Source organism: Streptococcus sp. 29892 (genome assembly GCF_032594935.1).
Taxonomy (GTDB): Bacteria; Bacillota; Bacilli; order Lactobacillales; family Streptococcaceae; genus Streptococcus; species Streptococcus hyiners.
This window is the reverse complement of the sequence record NZ_CP118734.1, coordinates 1,159,503-1,175,097: the sequence shown is the minus strand read 5'-3', so window position 1 is coordinate 1,175,097 and position 15,595 is coordinate 1,159,503. Positions and strand designations below refer to the sequence as shown.

The following is a 15,595-nucleotide window of genomic DNA, read 5'->3' as shown; positions in this document are numbered from 1 at the left end:
TATAAGGAGAAAAAATGGCAGATTATAACTGGAATGAACGCCATATCATTACTTTCCCAGAAGAAAATATTGCCCTTTCGACAAAAGATGTTCATGTTTACTATGGTAAAAATGAAGCTATCAAGGGCATTGATATGCAGTTCGAAAAAAATAAAATCACAGCCTTGATTGGTCCATCGGGTTGTGGTAAATCAACCTATCTTCGCAGTCTAAATCGTATGAATGATACGATTGACATTGCTAAGGTAACAGGCCAAATCCTTTATGAAGGTATTGATATCAACAGACCAGAGATGAACGTTTACGAAATTCGTAAGCATATCGGAATGGTATTTCAACGTCCCAACCCATTTGCAAAATCAATTTATCGCAACATCACCTTTGCCCATGAGCGTGCAGGTGTGAAAGATAAAAAAGTTTTGGATGAGATCGTTGAAACTTCTCTTAAACAAGCAGCCCTCTGGGATCAGGTGAAAGATGATTTGCACAAGTCAGCCTTTACCTTGTCAGGTGGACAACAGCAACGTTTGTGTATCGCTCGTGCGATTTCTGTAAAACCGCAAATCTTGCTTATGGATGAACCTGCTTCAGCCTTGGACCCAATCGCGACTATGCAATTGGAAGAAACCATGTTTGAGTTGAAGAAAGACTACACCATTATCATCGTAACGCACAACATGCAACAGGCAGCCCGTGCAAGTGATTACACAGCTTTCTTCTATCTCGGCGACTTAATCGAGTACGACAAGACAGCTAATATCTTCCAAAATGCAAAACTCAAGTCAACTAACGACTATGTTTCTGGTCACTTTGGATAGAAAGGAAAACTATGACATCACCTATTTTACAAGTAAAAGATTTATCTGTTTACTACAATAAGAAAAAGGCCTTGAATAGCGTTTCAATTGATTTCTATCCAAATGAAATTACAGCCTTGATTGGTCCGTCAGGTTCTGGTAAGTCAACTCTCTTGCGTGCTATTAACCGCATGGGCGATTTGAACCCAGAAGTGACCTTGACTGGTGCTATTGATTACAATGGGAAAAATATCTACAGTCCTCGTACAGATACAGTAGATCTTCGCAAGGAAATCGGTATGGTTTTCCAACAACCAAACCCATTCCCTATGTCTATCTATGAGAATGTTGTTTACGGTCTTCGTATTAACGGTATTAAGGATAAGCAAATTCTTGATGAAACAGTTGAACGCGCTTTGACTGGAGCATCTATTTGGAACGAGGTTAAGGATCGCTTGCATGATTCAGCCGTTGGTTTGTCAGGTGGTCAGCAGCAGCGTGTCTGTGTAGCCCGTGTACTGGCAACCAGTCCAAAGATTATCTTGCTGGATGAACCAACATCAGCCCTTGATCCAATTTCAGCTGGTAAGATTGAAGATACGCTTTATGGTTTGAAGGACAAATATACCATGGTCTTGGTAACGCGTTCGATGCAACAAGCGTCACGTATTTCAGATAGAACTGGTTTCTTCTTGGACGGAGATTTGATCGAGTATGACTTGACCAAAGAAATGTTCCTCAGTCCGAAACGTAAAGAAACAGAGGACTACATCACAGGTAAATTCGGCTAGGCCGTAAGAAATAGAAAAGAGGTTCGTATGTTAAGAGCTCAGTTTGAAGAAGAATTAGGCAAACTCCATAATCAATTTTATGCCATGGGTAACGAAGTGTTGGCACAAATCAATAATGCCGTTCGTGCTTTCACCACTCATGATCGTGAGTTAGCAAAAGAAGTGATTGAAGCGGATAAGAAAATCAATGCTTTTGAAGTGAAACTAGAGAAAAAATCACTTGAAATCATTGCCCTACAACAACCTGTTTCAACAGACCTTCGTCGTGTTATCACTGTTTTGAAGGCTACTAGTGACTTGGAGCGTATGGGTGACCATGCTGTTTCAGTTGCCAAGGCTGCGATTCGTATGAAGGGGGAAGTTCGCATTCCTGTTGTTGAAGAAGAAATCAAGAAAATGGGTCGCGAGGTTCGTCAACTAGTAGAGCAAACCTTGGAACTTTACCTTGGTGATGCGGACATGGAGCGTGCTTATGAAGTAGCGGCACGTGACGAAGTGGTCAATGGTTTTTACTCATCTATCCAAGAATTGACAACTGAGGAAATCAAGAAAAATCCAGATTCTTTGGTTGCTGGTCGTGACTATTTCCAAGTGTTGACTTACTTGGAACGTGTTGGTGACTATGCTAAAAATATCTGTGAGTGGGTTGTTTACCTACGAACAGGCGACATCACTGAATTGTAAGATGGAAGTCCGAAAGGACTTCTTTTTTTATGGAATAAGAATGTGCTACCTACCTTTAGTTTGCTTTAAGTTTTTCATTTTATACTATTTTTATCATCAGATGGTTACCATTATTCTGATAAATATAAATTGAAAAGAGGGATTTCATGTCAATCATCAATCTATTAAAGTCGCAATCGAAAACAGTATTGGCAGTGGTTGCTATAACTGCGGCCACTGTAGGATTTGCTGGTGGGATGTCCGTTGCAAAAAGTGTAGGAATAGCGACTAGTCAAAGCCATGCCACTTTGGCGCAAAACCAAGATCATTCAATCCTTGGAAACCAAACACCTCCAGCACCTAATGGTCGTTTACGAGGTATGCCTCCTGGAAAAAATGGAGCAATGCGAGGAGTGCCGTCCGATCACAATGCTAATACCAATAGAATGTCACCTAATCAAGCTACAATACCACCCGATGTTACAAGTGGTTCTAGTCAGTCGAATACTTCCTCTGATGAAGTCAATGCCCTAAAAGAGAAAAATAAAGAAATAAAAGCACAAATTTCAGGTAGTTCCGTAACATCAAACCAATAGGAAAAATAAGAAAAAAGTGGTATAATTGACCCAGCTTTGTTGGTCATACAGAGTGAGCTCGATAAAAGTGACAGAAAATCAAAGTTCAAGTTCTTCCTTAGTTCCTTGAACGATTTTACATAGTAGAAAAAGGTGAAAAATATGATAAAGATTTTGTTGGTAGAAGATGATTTAAGTCTATCTAACTCTGTTTTTGATTTCCTGGATGACTTTGCAGATGTCATGCAGGTTTTTGATGGAGAAGAAGGAATTTACGAGGCTGAGTCAGGTGTATATGACCTTATTCTCTTGGACTTGATGTTGCCTGAGAAGGATGGCTTCCAAGTATTGAAAGAATTGCGTGAAAAAGGAGTGACAACCCCTGTTCTGATTACAACAGCCAAGGAAAGTCTTGAAGATAAAGGTCATGGATTTGAATTGGGTGCGGACGATTATTTGACCAAGCCTTTCTATTTGGAAGAGTTGAAAATGCGTATTCAAGCCCTCCTTAAACGTTCAGGTAAATTCAACGACAATCAATTGACCTACGGTGATGTGACAGTTGATCTTGCGACTAATTCCACAAAGGTAGATGGTAAAGAAGTTGAACTACTGGGCAAAGAGTTTGAACTATTGGTCTATTTCCTACAAAATCAAAATGTTATCCTACCTAAGACACAGATTTTCGATCGCTTGTGGGGATTTGACAGCGATACGACCATTTCAGTAGTGGAAGTTTATGTGTCAAAAGTTCGTAAAAAATTGAAAGGAACGGCCTTCGGAGAAAATCTGCAAACCCTTCGCAGTGTTGGCTACATTCTAAAGAATGTTTAAGAGATATAAAAAGATTGTCAATACGGAAAGTTTTTCCTTCTTTATTCGCTATTTTGCTGTATTTACCCTGATATTTGGTTTGATGACAGCCATCATCTTTCAGCTCATGCGCTCCACTATGTATCAGACGACAGATGATACACTAAGTCGGATTAAGGATGAACCCTCTATGATGATTGGTTTTGCAATTGCGCGGACCTATGAGCCAGATTCTGAATTTATTATCCATGATGAAGGTGAGCAACCTTCTGCAACAAATTCCTCTTCAACTACTGCTTCATCGGAGGATCCACAACCAAAGGATAAGAAAGGTGATCAACCAATGAGGTTGGGCACCAATACCCATGTTTTGCTCTACAGCAAGAGTGGTGCGCTTTTGAACCCAGATAATTTTACAGGTTTATCCGATTTGAAAGTCGATAAAGAAAAGTTGGGGGAAATCAAGGAGTTGACGGTTGAAACTCCATTTGGTTCCGAGGAACATTACCGTTATATCACGGTTGAATTATCCGCAGAGGATTTGGGCTATTATTCTAACTATGATATTACCTGCGCAACGATTTTGGTCAATGTCAGTCAGATAAAGTCTTCTATTGGAACTTATGAATCAACCGTAGCTGTAGTTATGATTTCAGCTTGGTTGATTTCGATTGTCGCTAGTATTTACTTGGCTAATCTCAGCATGAAACCAATTTTAATTAGCTATCAAAAGCAAAAGGATTTTGTTGAGAATGCTAGCCACGAATTGCGTACACCACTAGCAGTATTGCAAAATCGCTTGGAAAGTCTATTCCGTCATCCAGAAGCAACGATTTTGGACAGTAGTGAGAGTATTGGTTCTAGTCTGGAAGAAGTACGAAATATGCGCCTACTGACGACCAATCTGCTCAATCTTGCTCGGCGTGATGATGGATTTAAGCTAGATATGGTAGAGGTGAGCCCTGCCTACTTGGATGAAGTGTTTGAAAACTACCGTATCATTGCTGAGGAAAATGGCAAGAAATTTAAGTGTAACAATCTCATTCAAAAGTCCTTCCGAACGGACAGGGTTCTGTTGAAGCAATTATTAACGATATTATTTGATAATGCAATGAAATACACGGATGAGAATGGTGACATTCACATTACGGCTACTATGAAGGAGCGCCATGTTTCCATCGCTGTAGCTGATAATGGTCTAGGTATCTCAGATGCAGATAAGAAGAAAATATTTGACCGCTTTTATAGGGTTGATAAGGCACGGACACGCCAAAAAGGTGGTTTTGGTCTGGGACTTTCTTTGGCTCAACAGATTATCAAATCCCTCAATGGTCAAATTCTTGTCAAAGATAATCAACCAAAAGGGAGTATTTTTGAAGTTCATCTTCCTAAATAATACAAGCAAGATTGGTTCTTGAATAAATGAGATAAACTAGGAGGAGTAGGGTAACCTTTAAACAGGTTTCCCTACTCCTCTTTTTTGTCAAGTATGATATACTAATTTGTAAGAGCTCTGGAATCTGTCTTTTTACTAGTTCAAGAGCCAATAGTTGTTAGGAGTGAGCCATGAAAGACAATCTCTATGCACGCAAACTATCCCTACTTACTCTGCTCAGTCTTTCGGTAATCACTTTGACTGCTTGTTCAACTGACCAAGTTGCAGACAAACTAAAAGACCTGCAATTTGAATTTGTTCAGGAGAAAAAAGAACGTGAGGCAGAATTGTCTGCGCTAAGGGAAGAAGTAGCGGGGAATTTTTATTTTCAAGAGTTGGATACAGATAGGGAACGGCGTGCCTATCTCCAATTTGTCAATGGCTTGAGAAAAAGAGAAAGCAGGATTGAGATTGATTCGGTCAACCAGGAAACCTATACTCGTGTCTATTTTTCTGTTGCCAATGATTTCCCAGAATACTATTGGTTAACGGATGCCATGGTTGATGGCATTGGTTTTTCAGACTTATCAAATCCTACCTATCCTGATGATGTTGAGCAAGTCAGTCGGCAACTTGAAAATCTTGCCCGAACTATTATAGAACAAGCTCCTAAAGGTTCAGATTATGAGATGGTCAAGTTTTTCTACGAAACTATTATCAAACAAACTGACTATGATTTAGAGGCCCTGTCCAATGACAGTCTTTCTTGGAAAGAACAAGGCATTACCAGTGTTCTTCTTGAACAGAAATCTGTATGTGCAGGCTATAGTCGAACCTTTCAGTATTTATGTAAATTAGCTGGTATAGATTGTATCTATGTGAGTGGAATGGCCAATAGTGAGCAGGGAAACCAAATCGGCCATGCATGGAACCTGGTTCAGATTGGCGGTCAGTACTACGGTATTGACACGACCTGGGGTGATCCTGTCTTTGAAGAAGCCATGGGTGGTCAAGCGAAATCAGATATTTCTTATGACTATCTCTGTGTTACGGATGAATTTTTAAATAGAAGTAGAAAGGCTGATAGTGATTTACTGGCTTACTGGGGCAAGGAATACCCTTTTCAGTCAAGGCCCTTGGCCTATCCATCTGCTCAAGACAATTCCCTTAATTATTATATGCAGATGGGAGCCTATTTCCCAAGCTTTGATGAGCTAGCTATCTTAGAAAGTGTTCGTCAGCAGAAAGAGCAGGGAGCAGAGAGGATTTTTCTGCAATTTTCAAACCAGCAAGCTTTGCAGGAAATGGTAAACCTAGCTGGAACTGACAACAATTCCCTCTTTGATGCCCTGGGTTATGTCTATACCTATCAGTACTATTATAATAACCAGACCTATACGTTTGAAGTGACAGGTTGGTGAGTATGAGAGAATAAAAAAAAAGGAAACCCGAAGGTTTCTTTTTTTATTAAGCAAGTTTTGATGCAAGACGTGCTTTGTCGCGGCTTGCTTTGTTTTTGTGAATCAAACCTTTAGTTTCTGCTTTATCGATTGCTGAGCTAGCAGCGCGGAAAAGCTCTTCAGATGGGTTAGCTTCAAATGCTTTGATTGCCGTACGCATAGCTGATTTTTGTGCTGAGTTTTTTTCGTTTTGTTTAACGTTCAATTCAGCGCGTTTGATAGCTGACTTAATGTTTGCCAATGGTTTCACCTCCACCCTTTCTTGTACTAACTATACCATTATATCTGAAAAGATAGGTTTTGACAAGTGAAATTTATTTTTTTAGATAAATTTTATCAATCTCATGGTTATCAGCCTTATGGAGAATAATGTCTGCACGGTTTCGGGTAGGTTCGATGAACTTTTCCAAATTAGCTAGGTTTATATTTTTCCAAGTATTTTGGGCAATGGCAATGATTTCTGGATAGGTCATCTGAGTAAAACGATGGTAGTAGTTGTTGGGATCATTCTTTGCCAGAGTTAATAATTTTTGGAAACGTTCTAGGTACCAGGTTTCAATATGTTCCACATCGGCATCAACGTAAATGGACAGGTCGAAATAATCACTGACATAAAGTCGTTGGTTTTGTGGATTTTGAAACACATTGATACCCTCCACAATCAGAAAGTCAGGGGCCTTAATTTCCTGAAGCTGATCCGGTACGATGTCATAAATCTCATGAGAATAGACAGGGATTTGACAATCGTAGCCGTTTTTAATCTTGTCCACGAAATCAATCAATTTTTCCATATCATAGGACTCTGGAAATCCTTTTTTGTTCAATATCTGGCGCTCTTCCAGAATGGCATTTGGATAGAGGAATCCATCTGTTGTGACCAATTCAACTTTGGCGTGTTTAAAGGTACGGGCGATTAGGATTTGAAGCAGGCGGCTGGTGGTGGATTTTCCTACGGCCACACTACCAGAAACACCGATAATAAAAGGCTGAGGTTTGATGGATTTTTGCAGGAAGAGGCTCTTGGTGAAATTGAGGTCCTTTCGAGCCTTCCGATAAATATGAATAAGGTTGATAAGGGGTAGATAGATATCAGATACTTCATGCAGTTGGATACGGTCATTGAAACTCTTGATTGAATTGAGCTCTTTTTGGCTCAGGGGAATAGTGGTCTTACGATGGAGCTGTTGCCAGGTTTTTCGGTCGATTTCTTCAAAATTTAAAAATTCATTCTTCATAGTTTACTCTTTCTAATAGAAGTAAGCGTTTTACATAATACTTACATTTTATCATATTTTCCAATCTTGCAAAACTCTTGAAAACGTTTTTAAGAAATGGTATAATCGGAGTATGTCTAATATGTATTATGAAAAGAATCCAAGTGCAGCACATGATATTCATGAACTCCGTGTCAGCTTGCTGGATACTCCTATGACTTTCTTAACAGATGCTGGTGTATTTAGTAAGAAAATGGTTGATTATGGAAGTCAGGTGCTTTTGAATTCCCTAGAACTAGCGAAGGGAAAAACTCTCTTGGATGTAGGCTGTGGCTACGGACCTCTGGGATTGACCTTAGCAAAAGTTTATGACCTAAATGTTACCATGATTGATGTCAATAGCAGAGCTTTAGAGCTAGCCGAGAAAAATGCTGAGAAAAATGGTGTTTCTGCGACGATTTTCCAATCCGATGTCTATGAAGCAGTTGAGGGTAGTTTTGATTATGTGATTTCTAACCCTCCCATTCGAGCTGGCAAATCAGTTGTGCATGAAGTGATTACAGGTGCCAAGGAACACTTGGTTGACGGTGGGAGCTTAACAATAGTTATCCAGAAAAAACAAGGGGCACCGAGCGCTAAAAAACGGATGGAAGAAGTGTTTGGAAATTGCCAGATTATTAAAAAGGATAAGGGATACTATATCCTTGAAAGTGTGAAAGAATGAGAGCAGTTGATTTAATTCAGAAAAAACGAGATGGTTTAGAGTTGACTACAGAGGAAATCCAGTGGTTGATTGATGGTTATGTGGATGGCAGTGTACCTGATTACCAAATGTCAGCCTTGGCTATGGCTATCTACTTTAAAGGAATGTCTACCAGAGAGATTTCAGACTTGACCATGGCTATGGTGCATTCGGGTGAGGAAATTGATCTTTCAGCGATTGCAGGTGTTAAGGTTGATAAGCACTCAACTGGTGGTGTAGGTGATAAGGTTACCTTGATTTTGGCACCGCTTGTGGCAAGTTTTGGTGTTCCTGTTGCAAAGATGAGCGGTCGAGGTCTGGGCCACACAGGTGGAACACTTGATAAGTTGGAATCCATTAAAGGATACCAAATCGAAATAAGTCAAGAAGACTTTATCAAGCAAGTTCAGGAAACGGGTGTGGCTGTTATCGGTCAATCGGACAATCTGGTTAAGGCTGATAAATTACTTTATGCCCTGCGCGATGTGACGGCAACTGTGGATATCATTCCTTTGATTGCAAGTTCGGTCATGTCTAAAAAGATTGCGGCTGGTGCGGACGCTATTCTTCTCGATGTAACGGTTGGCGAAGGTGCCTTCATGAAAAACATCGAAGATGCGCGTGTTCTGGCACGAACCATGGTTGACCTTGGAAAAGCTGTTGGTCGCAAGACAGTAGCCGTCTTGACGGATATGTCCCAGCCAGTAGGTACCTCAATTGGTAATCGCTTGGAAATTTTGGAAGCCTTGGAAATTCTTCAGGGAAATGGCAGAGCAGATGTGACAGAATTTATCTGTGAATTGGCTCAAATCATGCTCAGTTTAGCAAACGTTGAAAAAACGGTTGAAGAAGTTTGCCAGCATATTGAAAACGGAGCAGCCCTCAAGAAATTTGAAGAAATGGTTGTAGCTCAGGGCGGAGATTTGGAAGACTTGTACCGTCCGGTTCAAGTTTCTAATCAGGTTGACGTACTCTCTGATGAAGATGGTTACATCGTTGGACTTCCTGCTTTGGAATTCGGACTATTTGCTATGAGAATTGGTGCTGGTCGGGCTGTTAAGACAGACGATTTGGACTATGAAACAGGAATTGTCTTCCATAAGAAAGTCGGAGAAGCGATTGCCGAGGGTGAAAAAATCGCAACAATTTACGCAAATGAAAATATTTCGGAAAATATGCTTACAAATTTCAAGAAAAATGTTAAAATAGATAAAGTAAGTGTAAAAACGAAAGAAATCATCGAGATTATTTCATAATGTACGGAGAAAGTATGAAACTTAATAAATATATCGATCATACCATTTTAAAGCCAGAAACCACTAAAGAACAGGTTGCTCAGATTTTGGCAGAAGCCAAAGAATATGACTTTGCTAGTGTCTGTGTCAATCCAACTTGGGTAGCCTACGCAGCCCAAGAATTGAAGGATAGTGACGTAAAAGTTTGTACCGTCATCGGCTTCCCTTTGGGTGCAAACACACCAGCTGTTAAAGCCTTTGAAACCAAAGATGCTATTGAAAACGGTGCTGATGAAATTGATATGGTCATCAATATCGGTGCTTTGAAGTCTAAAAACGATGAATTGGTCTTAGAAGATATTCAGGCTGTAGTGGCTGCTAGCGGTGATAAGCTGGTCAAAGTGATTATCGAAACCTGCCTCTTGACAGAAGAGGAAAAAGTAAAAGCTTGCCAATTGTCAAAAGAAGCGGGTGCAGATTTTGTCAAAACTTCAACAGGCTTCTCAACAGGTGGTGCAACTGTTGAAGACGTTGCACTCATGAGAAAAACGGTTGGACCAGATATGGGTGTCAAGGCTTCAGGTGGTGCTCGTTCTTATGAAGATGCAATTGCCTTCATTGAAGCAGGTGCAACTCGTATTGGTGCTTCATCAGGTGTTGCAATCATGAAGGGAGAAAAGGCGGATGGCGACTACTAAACTGATTGATTTGGTTGTAGAAAATAGCCGTCAGGCCTATGTTCCCTATTCCCACTTCCCAGTAAGTGCAGTCTTGGTTGCTAAAGATGGTCAAATATTTACAGGAGTAAATATCGAAAACGCTAGCTTTGGTCTTACCAATTGTGCGGAAAGAACAGCAATCTTTAAGGCTGTTTCCGAGGGGGTTCTTGATTTTTCTGAAATCGTCATTTATGGTGAAACAGAAAAGCCAATCTCCCCTTGTGGGGCTTGTCGTCAAGTGATGGCAGAATTTTTTGAACAGGATCTAAAAGTGACCTTGGTCGCTAAAGATAAATCGACAGTCGAGATGACAGTCGGGGAATTACTTCCATATTCTTTTACAGACTTGACCTAAGTTTGTAAGCCAGTCGTTAGACTGAAACCATTTATCATTGCAACGAAATGTTGCCAAAGAATTTTTTAGGAGGGTTCAGAAATGAACAAGAAACTTGTTGGTTTGGGTGTTGTATCACTTGCAGCACTTACTCTTGCTGCCTGCGGTAGCCGTACATCAAATAGCTCATCAAGTAGCGAAACTGCTGAGTCATCAGTAAAAGCTGCGATCGTTACTGATATCGGTGGTGTTGATGACCGTTCATTCAACCAATCAGCTTGGGAAGGTTTGACTGCATGGGGTAAAGAAGCTGGTCTTGAAAAAGGTAATGGCTATGACTATTTCCAATCAGCTAGCGAATCTGACTATGTAACGAACCTTGATTCAGCTGTTTCAGGTGGATACAACCTTGTATTTGGTATCGGTTTCGCCTTGGAATCTGCAATTGCTGAAGTTGCTCCAAACAACACAGATACTCATTATGTAATCGTTGACTCTGTTGTACCAGACCTTGACAACGTTGTTAGCGTTGGTTTTGCTGACCACCAAGCATCATACTTGGCAGGTGTTGCAGCTGCTAAATCAACAAAATCTAACCACGTTGGTTTCATCGGTGGTATGGAAGGTGTCGTAATCGACCGCTTTGAAGCTGGTTTCGTAGCAGGTGCTAAATCTGTTAACCCATCTATCAAAGTAACAGTTGACTACGCTGGCTCATTTGGTGATGCTGCTAAGGGTCAAACACTTGCTGCTGCTCAATACGCTGCAGGTGCTGACGTAATCTTCCACGCATCAGGTGGTACAGGTAACGGTGTATTTGCTGCTGCAAAAGCTGAAAACGAAACTCGTAACGAAGCTGATAAAGTTTGGGTAATCGGTGTTGACCGTGACCAATCTGCAGAGGGTGAGTACACATCTAAAGATGGCAAAGCTTCTAACTTCGTATTGGCTTCTACAATCAAAGAGGTTGGTACTGCTGTTAAAGATATCGCAACAAAAGCTGTTGCAGGAGAATTCCCTGGTGGTACTGTAGTTCAATTCTCGCTTGCGGATAAAGGTGTAGAATTGGCTGAAACCAACCTTTCAGAAGATGCTTCAAAAGCTATCGCTGAAGCGAAACAAGCAATCATCGATGGTAAGGTTGAAGTTCCAGAAACTCCAGAAAACTAATCTTTTGAATTAGCATTTTCCGAAGCGGCGGCTGAAATCGGTCGCCCTTTTCGGAGCTGAGAATTTTTCTCAGTAAAGCCTATCAGAAGCTGGTAGGTTTTACTGACAAAAATGATCGTCAGAAAGGAAGAAGATTATGACTAGGGATAATGTCATTGAAATGCGCAATATTACCAAGATTTTTGGTGAATTTGTAGCAAATGACCACATCAACTTACATGTCAGACGAGGTGAAATCCACGCCCTTCTCGGTGAAAATGGTGCTGGTAAATCAACTCTTATGAATATGTTGGCAGGTCTTTTGGAGCCTACCAGCGGAGAAATTGCAATTAACGGTGAGGTTGTATCAATTGACTCACCTTCTAAAGCTGCCCATTTAGGTATTGGTATGGTGCACCAGCACTTTATGCTGGTTGATGCTTTCACAGTTGCTGAAAATATCATTCTTGGTTCAGAAACAACCAAGGCAGGTGTGATTGACCTCAAAAAAGCCATTGCTGAAATCAAAGAATTGTCCGAGCGTTACGGCCTAGAAGTTGATCCGACAGCTAAAGTAGCAGATATTTCTGTCGGAGCTCAACAGCGCGTAGAGATTTTGAAGACCCTCTATCGTGGTGCAGACCTCTTGATTTTTGACGAGCCAACGGCTGTTTTGACTCCTGCGGAAATAGCAGAGCTTCTCAAAATCATGAAGAAATTGATTGAAGAAGGCAAGTCCATCATCCTGATTACTCACAAACTGGATGAAATTCGTGCCGTTGCGGATCGTGTAACCGTTATTCGTCGTGGTAAATCTATTGAAACAGTTGATGTCGCGGGTGCAACCAATGAAGACTTGGCTGAGTGGATGGTTGGACGTTCTGTATCTTTCAAAACAGAAAAAATCGCCTCAAATCCAAAGGAGGTTATCCTATCTATCAAGGATTTGGTAGTAAACGAAAACCGTGGCATTCCGGCAGTTAAAGGTCTTAATCTTGAAGTTCGAGCTGGAGAAGTAGTTGGTATTGCTGGTATCGATGGAAATGGACAGAGTGAGCTTATCCAAGCCATTACAGGTTTGCGTAAGGTTAAATCAGGTTCCATTACCATCAAGGGTGAGGAAGTTGTTGGTAAAACACCTCGTAAAATCACTGAGATGCAGGTCAGCCACGTTCCTGAAGACCGTCATCGTGATGGTTTGGTTTTGCAAATGTCTGTTGCAGAAAATATTGCTTTGCAGACATATTATAAAGAGCCAAACTCTAAGAATGGTATTCTGAATTACAATATTATCAATGAAAAGGCACGTCAGCTAATGGAAGAGTTCGATGTGCGTGGTGCTAGTGAATTAGTTCCTTCTAAGGCCTTGTCAGGTGGTAACCAGCAGAAAGCCATTATCGCCCGTGAAATTGACCGTAACCCAGATCTTCTCATCGTTAGCCAACCAACTCGTGGTTTGGACGTTGGCGCTATCGAGTACATTCGTAAACGTTTGATTGCAGAGCGTGACAAGGGCAAGGCAGTTCTTGTTGTCAGCTTTGAATTGGATGAAATTTTGGATGTTTCAGACCGCATTGCTGTTATCCATGACGGTACTATCCATGGTATCGTCGATCCTGCGACGACAAACAAGCAGGAGTTGGGTGTCTTGATGGCAGGTGGAAAATTAGAGAAGGGAGAAAGTCATGCCTAAGAAATATCACAATGTGGCCCTTCCATTTTTGGCAGTATTTTCTGGTCTGTTGTTAGGTGCCATTATCATGCTTGTCTTCGGTTATGACCCAATTTGGGGCTACGAAGAACTATTCTATTCAGCTTTTGGTAATGTAAAATCAATCGGTGAGATTTTCCGTGCTATGGCACCACTGATTTTTACCGCTTTAGGTTTCGCAGTGGCTAGCCGTGCTGGTTTCTTCAACGTCGGTTTGCCTGGTCAAGCCTATGTGGGCTGGGTATTCGCAGGCTGGTTTGCCTTGTCAAATCCAGATTTGCCCCGTCCAGTTCTTATTTTAGCGACAGTCATCATCGCTATGATTGCCGGTGGTATAGCTGGTTCCATTCCAGGTATCTTGCGTGCCTATCTTGGTACCAGTGAAGTTATCGTCACAATCATGATGAACTACATCTTGCTTTACTCATGTAACTATATCATTCGTGAAATATTTGCCGATGATTTGATGAAGAATACGGATTCGACGATCAACGTTTCAGCCAATGCTTCTTACCAGACAGAATGGCTTCGCGCTTTGACTGACAATTCACGGATGAACTTGGGTATCTTCTTTGCCATCATTGCCGTCCTTGTAATCTGGTTCTTGTTAACTAAAACAACTCTCGGTTTTGAAATCCGTTCGGTTGGTTTGAATCCAACGGCCTCCGACTACGCAGGTATGTCAGCTAAACGTACCATCATTCTTTCAATGGTTATCTCAGGTGCCCTTGCGGGTCTTGCTGGTGCTATCCAGGGTCTTGGTACCTTCCAAAATGTCTACATTCAAAGTGGTAATTTGGATATTGGTTTCAACGGTATGTCTGTTGCCCTCTTGGCTTCAAACTCACCGCTTGGTATCCCATTGGCAGCCTTCCTATTTGGTGTTCTCTCTGTTGGGGCACCAGGTATGGTTCGTGCCCAAATTCCACCTGAATTGATTAACGTTGTTACAGCGTCTATCATCTTCTTTATCGGTGTGAAATTTATCTTTGAGCAATTGCTTAAAGCAAAAAATAAAGCGAAAGGAGCGAAATAAGATGAATATTTCCATTCTTGCCTTACTCATTTCGCAGATGTTAATCTACTCAGCACCCCTGATTTTTACCAGTCTTGGTGGTGTCTTCTCTGAACGTGGCGGTATCGTAAACGTTGGTTTGGAGGGAATTATGGTTATCGGTGCCTTTGCTGGCGTTGTTTTCAACATTGAATTTGCTGAAACCTTTGGAAAAGCAACTCCTTTGTTAGCAATTCTAGTTGGTGGTTTAGCTGGAGTTCTATTTGCAGCAGTTCATGCTATGGCTACCATTAACTTCCGTGCAGACCACGTCGTATCTGGTACAGTGTTGAACCTTCTAGCTCCAGCCTTGGGTGTCTTCCTTGTCAAAGTTATCTATAACAAGGGACAAACTGACAGTATTACTCAGTCATTTGGTAAGTTTTCATTTCCAGTATTGGCTGATATTCCGGTTATTGGAGATATTTTCTTTAAGAATACGAGTTTGATGGGCTATGTTGCTATCGCAACTGCATTCCTTGCATGGTTTATTCTTTATAAAACTAAGTTTGGACTTCGTCTTCGCTCAGTTGGTGAGCACCCACAAGCAGCTGATACACTTGGTATCAATGTTTATGCTATGCGTTACGCAGGTGTACTGATTGCTGGTTTCCTTGGTGGTGTTGGTGGTGCAGTAAGTGCCCAATCCGTAAACATCAACTTCTCAGCAACAACAATCGTTGGCTCAGGTTTCATTGCCTTGGCTGCCGTTATCTTTGGTAAGTGGAACCCAATTGGTGCCATGTTAGCTAGTCTTTTCTTTGGATTATCTCAAAGTTTGGCAGTAGTTGGAAGTCAGCTTCCAGGTTTGAAAGATATTCCGACAGTATATCTACAAATCGCGCCTTATCTAATCACAGTCGTTGCCCTCTCTGCCTTCTTCGGAAAAGCAGTAGCACCAAAAGCCGACGGCGTTAACTATATTAAATCGAAGTAAAAAAACAGGCTCTTTGTCAACTGTAG

At 41.2% G+C, this 15,595-nt stretch carries 17 protein-coding genes; 15 read left to right on the top strand and 2 right to left on the bottom strand.

The genetic code is table 11. The features are described 5' to 3' along the window. The first annotated feature begins 14 nt into the window (after positions 1-14). The 7 genes from pstB (PW220_RS05890) (at position 15) to PW220_RS05860 (ending at position 6,435) form a co-directional block, all read left to right on the top strand. Entirely contained in the window at positions 15-818 is an 804-nt protein-coding gene (pstB, locus tag PW220_RS05890; protein ID WP_172091490.1) for a phosphate ABC transporter ATP-binding protein PstB, read from the top strand. A gap of 11 nt (positions 819-829) precedes the next feature. Continuing rightward, positions 830-1,588, top strand: coding sequence for a phosphate ABC transporter ATP-binding protein PstB (gene pstB / locus PW220_RS05885; RefSeq protein WP_171998850.1), 759 nt, complete (start codon positions 830-832; stop codon positions 1,586-1,588). Between the two features lie 27 nt (positions 1,589-1,615). Continuing rightward, complete coding sequence (gene phoU / locus PW220_RS05880; RefSeq protein WP_105117944.1) at positions 1,616-2,272, top strand: phosphate signaling complex protein PhoU; 657 nt, start codon at positions 1,616-1,618, stop codon at positions 2,270-2,272. 146 nt (positions 2,273-2,418) lie between these two features. Further along, a complete protein-coding gene (locus PW220_RS05875; protein WP_248055189.1) occupies positions 2,419-2,847 on the top strand; it encodes a hypothetical protein in 429 nt (142 codons plus the stop codon). Between the two features lie 141 nt (positions 2,848-2,988). Continuing rightward, complete coding sequence (locus PW220_RS05870; RefSeq protein WP_105117942.1) at positions 2,989-3,660, top strand: response regulator transcription factor; 672 nt, start codon at positions 2,989-2,991, stop codon at positions 3,658-3,660. Next, a complete protein-coding gene (locus tag PW220_RS05865; protein ID WP_248055191.1) occupies positions 3,653-5,035 on the top strand; it encodes a sensor histidine kinase in 1,383 nt (460 codons plus the stop codon). The genes PW220_RS05870 and PW220_RS05865 overlap by 8 nt, the downstream gene beginning before the upstream one ends. A gap of 170 nt (positions 5,036-5,205) precedes the next feature. After that, positions 5,206-6,435 carry a transglutaminase domain-containing protein gene (locus PW220_RS05860; RefSeq protein ID WP_248055192.1) on the top strand — a complete coding sequence of 410 codons (1,230 nt, stop codon included), beginning with the start codon at positions 5,206-5,208 and terminating at the stop codon, positions 6,433-6,435. 46 nt (positions 6,436-6,481) lie between these two features. Here PW220_RS05860 and rpsT read toward each other — a convergent pair whose 3' ends face one another. Together rpsT and coaA are read right to left on the bottom strand one after the other, a co-directional pair. Next, positions 6,482-6,730, bottom strand: coding sequence for a 30S ribosomal protein S20 (gene rpsT / locus PW220_RS05855; RefSeq protein ID WP_012027069.1), 249 nt, complete (start codon positions 6,728-6,730; stop codon positions 6,482-6,484). 58 nt (positions 6,731-6,788) lie between these two features. Next, the gene (gene coaA / locus PW220_RS05850) at positions 6,789-7,709 is read right to left on the bottom strand and encodes a type I pantothenate kinase (protein ID WP_105114818.1); all 921 of its coding nucleotides are present in this window, start codon (positions 7,707-7,709) and stop codon (positions 6,789-6,791) included. Positions 7,710-7,821: 112 nt separating this feature from the next. On the opposite strand from coaA, the gene PW220_RS05845 reads away from it, so the two are divergent. From PW220_RS05845 to PW220_RS05810, 8 genes are all read left to right on the top strand, one after another. Beyond that, entirely contained in the window at positions 7,822-8,412 is a 591-nt protein-coding gene (locus tag PW220_RS05845) for a class I SAM-dependent methyltransferase (protein ID WP_105117939.1), read from the top strand. Beyond that, positions 8,409-9,686 (top strand): pyrimidine-nucleoside phosphorylase, encoded by a 1,278-nt coding sequence (locus PW220_RS05840; RefSeq protein ID WP_105117938.1) that lies wholly within the window; start codon positions 8,409-8,411, stop codon positions 9,684-9,686. Before PW220_RS05845 ends, PW220_RS05840 begins: the two co-directional genes overlap by 4 nt. A 14-nt stretch (positions 9,687-9,700) precedes the next feature. Then, on the top strand, positions 9,701-10,363 hold the full coding sequence (gene deoC, locus PW220_RS05835) for a deoxyribose-phosphate aldolase (protein ID WP_105117937.1): 663 nt from the start codon (positions 9,701-9,703) through the stop codon (positions 10,361-10,363). Continuing rightward, positions 10,350-10,739, top strand: a complete 390-nt coding sequence (locus PW220_RS05830; protein WP_105117936.1) for a cytidine deaminase — start codon at positions 10,350-10,352, stop codon at positions 10,737-10,739. Before deoC ends, PW220_RS05830 begins: the two co-directional genes overlap by 14 nt. Positions 10,740-10,820: 81 nt before the next feature. Then, the gene (locus tag PW220_RS05825) at positions 10,821-11,888 is read left to right on the top strand and encodes a BMP family lipoprotein (RefSeq protein WP_172091498.1); all 1,068 of its coding nucleotides are present in this window, start codon (positions 10,821-10,823) and stop codon (positions 11,886-11,888) included. Between the two features lie 136 nt (positions 11,889-12,024). After that, positions 12,025-13,560 carry an ABC transporter ATP-binding protein gene (locus PW220_RS05820; RefSeq protein WP_248032937.1) on the top strand — a complete coding sequence of 512 codons (1,536 nt, stop codon included), beginning with the start codon at positions 12,025-12,027 and terminating at the stop codon, positions 13,558-13,560. Continuing rightward, positions 13,553-14,614 (top strand): ABC transporter permease, encoded by a 1,062-nt coding sequence (locus tag PW220_RS05815; RefSeq protein ID WP_248055194.1) that lies wholly within the window; start codon positions 13,553-13,555, stop codon positions 14,612-14,614. Before PW220_RS05820 ends, PW220_RS05815 begins: the two co-directional genes overlap by 8 nt. A 1-nt stretch (position 14,615) precedes the next feature. Further along, positions 14,616-15,569: an ABC transporter permease gene (locus PW220_RS05810; RefSeq protein WP_105117933.1), complete on the top strand. Its 954-nt coding sequence runs from the start codon at positions 14,616-14,618 to the stop codon at positions 15,567-15,569. Positions 15,570-15,595 lie beyond the last annotated feature (26 nt).